The sequence below is a fragment of the Mycobacterium sp. genome, assembly GCF_049281135.1.
Classification (GTDB): Bacteria; Actinomycetota; Actinomycetes; order Mycobacteriales; family Mycobacteriaceae; genus Mycobacterium.
Genome location: NZ_JBAPRN010000851.1, coordinates 1 through 6,615, shown reverse-complemented (window position 1 = coordinate 6,615; position 6,615 = coordinate 1). Strand labels below are relative to the sequence as shown.

The following is a 6,615-nucleotide window of genomic DNA, read 5'->3' as shown; positions in this document are numbered from 1 at the left end:
GGATGAGGTCGAGAGGCAATTCGCGCCAGAGATCGCCGCCGAACACCGCCGGAAGATCGTCGGCTTCTCCCCCATAGTCCTCACGCCTACCGATTGGGCAAGCCGAGTAAGGCATATTCGTGACGATGTTGGCGGCGTGCGGCACAGTCGCGCAGTGGTCGCCGTACGGGGGGACCGCCTGGCTCTCACCCGATTCGAGATCGGCACTGCTGACACGAGTCCGGGCGCACCCCAAGAAGAGCTACTGCATCTTTTCGGCCTCGACAACGACGGTCGTATCGCGCTCTTCGTTGTGTTCGACATCGAAGACCTCGATGCCGCGATCGCCGAACTCGACGCCGTGCATGCCCGATTCCAGCAAGAACGCTCACAAACGCGGCGACTAGAGAATGCCGCGACTCGAGCCGACGATCGGGTCAACGAGCTCTTCGCTGACCGCCGCTGGGACGAAATCAACGCGCTGTTAGCCGACGACGTTCGGGTCGACGACCGGAGCCGAGGACTCCACCGTGAGGGCGCTGACCACGCCACAGAGCTCGCCAATGCGCGCGCGATCGCGGACATCGGAGTCAAGAACATCACGTCACGGGTTCTCGCGCTTCGTGGAGAGCGGCTCGCCCTCACTCGTACCGTTTTCTCGGGTCGAGACCAGCGGCCCGACGCGTTCCACACCGAGATGCTCCGCATCGCGGAAATCGGCACTGACCAGAGGATCGTGGCGTACGTTGCGTTCGATCTCGACGATTTCGACGCCGCGATCGCGGAACTTGATGCCCGATACCTTGCCGGTGAGGCTACCGCCTACGCGCAGACGTGGTCGGCCGTCGCAGCTGCATATGCCGCGTTCAACCGGCGTGAGCTCGGCGCGACGACGCCAGAGTGGGTGAACATTGACCACCGTCGCGGAGCAGGTTTCGCGCCCGGCGACATGATCGCGTACATCCAGGCGGCATGGGACGACTCGCCTGACACCAACAAGATCTACGTCGGGGCGGTGCATCGGCTCAGCAAGATCGGAGCGGTGGTCGCCATTCAGGCGCATGGGATCTCAGAACAAGGCTTCGACGCCGAGTGGCGGGATGTCCACTTGCTGGCGGTGGAAGGCGATATGCTCAGCCGCTGCGAGCTATTCGACGAGGATGACCTCGACGCCGCGATCGCGCGGTTTGAACAGCTTGGCCAGCCGGGGCAGCGACTGGAGAACGCGGCGTCGCGCGTATTCGAAAACGAATGGTTACATTTTGCGGCCCGGGACTGGGATGCCTTGGCCGAGCTCGTGGCCGATAACTATTCGGGAATCGATCACCGAAGGGTCGTGAGAGCAGAGAACCAACATGGTCGAGATGTTGTGGTCAAAGATTTGCAAGCGGCCGCCGACGTCGGCTTCACGATATCGATGGTGAGCGCCATCGCAATCCGCGGCGAGCGTCTCGTCCTCGCACGTGTTCGCGCCTCCGGCCCCGATCCCAAGGCGATTCAAAACGATGCCCTCAACGTCATCGAGATCGACGCGGACGAGCGGATTCTGGCCGCCGTTACATTCGACCTCGAAGATTTCGACGCGGCTATGGCCGAGCTCGAATCCCGTTATCTCGTAGGCGAAGCCGCCGCCTACGCGCACACGTGGTCCGTCGTCGCAGCTGGTTATGCCGGTTTCAACCGGCGCGAGCTTCTCGCGACTACGCCCGATTGGGTGAGCATTGACCATCGTCGCGGAGCAGGTTTCGCCCCCGGCGACATGATCGCCTACATCCAAGCGGCATGGGACGACTCGCCTGACACCAAGATCTACATCGGGGCGGTGCATCGGCTCAGCGAGATCGGAGCGGTCGTCACGCATCTGGCGCGTGGGATCTCAGAAGAGGGCTTCGACGCCGAGTGGCGGGATGTCAACGTGCTGGCGGTGGAAGGCGATATCTTCAGCCGCTCTGAGCTATTCGACGAGGCAGACTTGGACACCGCGATCGCGAGGTTCGACCAACTCTGCGGGCCGGCACCGCGGTTGGAAAACGCGGCAAGCCATGTGTATGAACGCTTTCAGGCGTATTTTGCGGCCCGCGACTGGGCCGCTTTGGCGGACATACCGGCCGACGATTGTTACAGCGACGATCGTCGTCGGGTGGTGAATGGCGGCGTCATCGGCCGGGGTGCCGTGATCGAAAGTTTCCGGTCAGGCGCCGACCTTGGGCTGACTCACGCTACGTCAGACACCATTGCAACCCGCGGGGGGCGCCTCGTCCTAACTCGTGACCGATACTGGCGCGGCGACCAGAACCCCGAGGCGTTGAGCCTCGATCTCCTACAAATAGTCGAGATTGACGCCGAGGAGCGGATTCTCGCGTTCGTCACATTCGACGCCGACGACTTCGAGGCCGCCATCGCCGAACTCGACGCGCGCTACCTCGCCGGCGAAGCGGCCGCCCACTCACGCACATGGTCGGTCATCATGCAGGGTTACGCCTCGCTCAACCGGCGCGAACTTCCCACGACGACACCAGATTGGGTGAACATCGACCACCGTCGAGGGACATCAATCGCGCCTGGTGGAATTCCCGAGTTACTCACCGCCGCATGGAACGTCACGTCTGACCTGAACAACTTCGTCGAGGCGGTGCACCGGCTGGACAACCTCGGAGGGGTCGTGACCCACGTGGCGAATGAGACCTCGCAAGAGGGTTTCCACGCCGAGTGGCGGGTGGTCAGCGTTTTCACGGTCGAACGCGACATGGTCAACCGCTGCGAAGTCTTCGACGAGGCAGCCATCGACACCGCGATCGCGAGGTTCGACCAACTCTGCGGGCCGGCACCGCGGCTTGAGAACACGGCAAGCCGGACCAACGCGCGCCTCATTGGGTACGCAAATGCGCGCGACTGGGACTCTGCCGCTTCGATTCTGGCCGACGACCATTACAGCGACGATCGGCGGCGGGTCACCGGCGCCGGAATCCGCCGCGGCCGGGATGCCGATATCGAGAACTTTCGGGTAGTCGCAGATCTCGGGGCTCACATCACGGTTGAGGTCATCGCGACTCGCGGAGACCGCCTCATCCTCACTCGTAACCGCGCGGAGATCGGAGAGAAGCAGCAACCGTTTACCGCTGAGTTTCTCGGCGTCGTCGAGACAAACCTCGCCGGCCGGATCGAGGCGGTGGTCGAGCTCGACCTCGAAGACTTCGACGCGGCGATCGCGGAACTCGACGCCCGCTACCTCGCCGGTGAAGCGGCAGCCCACGCACACACGTGGTCGGTCATCGCAGGCGCATATGCTGCGTTCAACCGGCACGAACTTCCCGCGGCAGACTGGGTCACAGTCGACAACCGTCGAGCTACCCCGTTCGCGTCCAGCACCATGACTGCCTCCCTCCGCGCCATGTGGGACCTCACACAAGACCTCAACATCCACATCGAAACGGTGTATCGGCTGAACGCTTTCGGTGCGGTCGTATGCCACACCGGGTCCGGGACTTCGCCGGAAGGCTTCGACGCCGAGTGGCGGGCGATCGACATTTTGACGGTCGAAGGTGACAGGATCACCCGCTGCGAGGTCTTCGACGAGGACGAATTGGACACCGCGGTCGCGAGATTCGAGGAGCTAAGCCCCACACCGCGACTGGAGAACGCGGCGAGCCGGCTGGCTGATCGCTTCGTGACCCACCTTATCGCAGGCGACTGGGACGCATTGGCAGAGATGCTGGCCGACGACTTTACCAATGACGATCGCCGTCGCGTGGTGGGCTCGGGAGTCATAAACCGAGACGTCCAGCTGGTAAATACGCATGCGATCGTTGAGTTGTGGTCTAACGACGTCAAGTCAAGCACCATCGCGACGCGCGGGGAGCGTCTTGTCCTGGTCCGCCTCCAACTCTCGGACGCCGATCAAGAGTCCGAAGCTTTTCTGGTGGAGGTGCTCGGCATCCTGGAGATCGGCCCCGAAGACCGGATGACCGCGTTTGTCACACTCGACGTCGACGACTTCGATGCCGCCATCGCAGAACTCGACGCCCGCTACCTCGCCGGTGAAGCGGCAGCCAACGAGCGCACGTGGTCGGTTATCTCCGGCAGCTACGCGGCGATCAACCGTAACGAGATGCCGTTGACCACGCCGGACTGCGTCAACATCGACCGCCGACGTGAGCTCGCGATGGGGGTCGGCGACCTGATCGCATATATCAGCGCCGTGCCGGACCGGGACCAAGACAGCAAGGTTTATGTCGAGGCCGTGCACCGGCTGACCGAACGCGGAGCAGTCGTCACTTATGCGGCACATGGGACCTCGCAAGAGGGATTCGACGCCGAGTGGCGCGGGATCGCCGTTCTTACAGTTGATGGCGAACTGGTCGATCGCACAGAGATATTCGACGAAGCATACCTCGACGCCGCACTCGCCCGATTCGACCAACTCAGTCGACCGGCGCCGCGTCCGGAGAACACCGCAACGCGCGTATTCGAGCGCCTTTACTCGTACATCGCTGCCGGCGACTGGCACGCCGTGGCTCAGATATCGGCAGAGAACGTCTGCGTCGACGATCGCCGGCGGGTGGTGAACGCCGGGATCCTTCATGGTCGAGATGCCAACATCAAAGATGCCAAGGCAACCGTTGATGTCGGCTTCACGATGACGATGTTAGACGTCCTGGCAACCCGCGGTGATCGCCTAGCCCTCACAAGAATTCGCGTTTCAGGCCCTGACCCCGAAGCGATTGAAAACGATGCCCTCCAAATCATGGAGATCGATGTCCAGGAGCGGATTGCGGGTGTTGTCGTGTTTGATCGCGACGACTTCGACGCCGCCATCCCCGAGCTCGATGCCCGCTACCTCGCCGGCGAAGCAGCTGCCCACGCGCGCACGTGGACGGTGATCAGCAGTGTCTTCGCTGCGCTGAGCCGGCGCGAGCTGCCCTCAACCACAACCGATTTCGTCGACATCGATCACCGCAAGGGAACAGCTTTTGCGCCCGGTGAGCTGATGCAATACCTGCGTGCCGGCTGGGACATCAACCAAGAAGTCAGACCCTATGTCGAGGCCGTGCATCGGCTGAACAGCCTTGGAGCTGTCATCACCCATTCAGCCCAGTTGACCTCGCGGCAGGGCTTCGAGGCTGAGTGGCGGACGATCGACATCATGACGGTCGATGGCGACCTGCTGAACCGCTCCGAGCTGTTCGACGACGCCGACCTGGACGCCGCGCTCGCGAGATTCGATCGACTCAGCCGACCGGCCCCGCACCTGGAAAACGCTGCGGCGCAAGCCTATGAACGCATCCAGACCCACTTCGCGGCCCGCGACTGGGACGGCTTGGCTAAAGCATTGGCTGACGACGTTTTCCGCGACGACCGGCGGCGGGTGGTGGGCGCTGAACTCCGAAAAGGCCGCGGCCCCTTGGTCGCCGAATTCTCGGCACTCGCCGAGATTGGCGTCAAGCGCCTTAGTTTCGACACCATTGCGATCCGGGGCAGCCGCCTCCTCCTCAGTCGCTCGCGCGCCTCAGGCCGCGACCCGCGAGCCGACGCATTCCGCACTGATGTGCTCACAATCATCGAGCTCGATGCCGTCGACCGGATCGCGGCGATCGTCACCCTCGACCCCGACGACTTCGATGCCGCCGTCGCGGCACTCGACGCCCGCTACCTCGCGGGCGAAGCGGCACCGCACTCGGCCGTGTTCTCAGCCGTCATGCAGGGTTTCGTCGCACTCAACCGGCACGAGCGGCCGCGCATGACGCCAGATGTGGTCAGTGTCGACCACAGGCGAGGGCGAGCGTTCGTGCCCGGCGATCTGCCCGCATTTCTCGACGCGACGTGGGAGCTCATGCCACAAGCGTCGTTCTACATCGAGGATGTGCACCGGCTGAACGGCATCGGCGTCGTCGTCGCGTACGTGGTGCACGGGACTACGAAAGAAGGCTCCGGCGCCGAGTGGCGTCAGATCGCCGTGCTGAAGATCGCGGGCGATTGCGTAAGCCGCTGCGAGTTTTTCGACGAGGAAGACCTCGATGGAGCAATCGCGAGCTTCGACGAATTACACCCGCCGGCACTGCGACTGGAAAACGCGGCAAGCCAAGTGACCGAGCGCTTCCAAGCGCACTTCGCGGTGCGCGACTGGGCTGCCATGGGCGAGATTCTGGCTGACGGATTCTCCAGTGACGATCGCCGTCGAGTGGTGGGCGCCGGAGTCCGCGATGGTCGACACGCCGAGATCGCGGACATGGCGGCAACCGCCGACCTGGGGATCACGCACGTAACGTCGACCGTAGTGGCGACCCGCGGGGGGCGCCTCACCCTAATGCGTGGCAGCTTCATGAACCGCGATCAAGGGCCTGAGCCATTTCTCTCAGAGGCTCTCGGCGTAGTCGAGATCAACGCCTATGAGCGGATCGTCGCGTTCGTCACGTTCGACCTCGACGATATCGACGCCGCCTTCGAGGAACTCGACGCCCGCTACCTCGCCGGCGAAGCGGCCGCCTACACCCACACATGGTCGCGGATTGCCGAAGCCTTCGCGGCGATCAACAGGCACGAACTACCCGAGCTGACCCCGGACTGGGTCAACGTCGACCACCGGCGCGGTGCAGCGTTCGCGGCCGGCGAGATGACCGCCTACCTCCGCGACTTGCT

1 pseudogene is annotated in these 6,615 nt (G+C 63.4%); it reads left to right on the top strand.

The window, feature by feature from the left end:
- Positions 1 to 154 precede the first annotated feature (154 nt).
- Positions 155 to 6,615: pseudogene (locus WAN02_RS33875) on the top strand (ATPase); the annotation flags it as partial.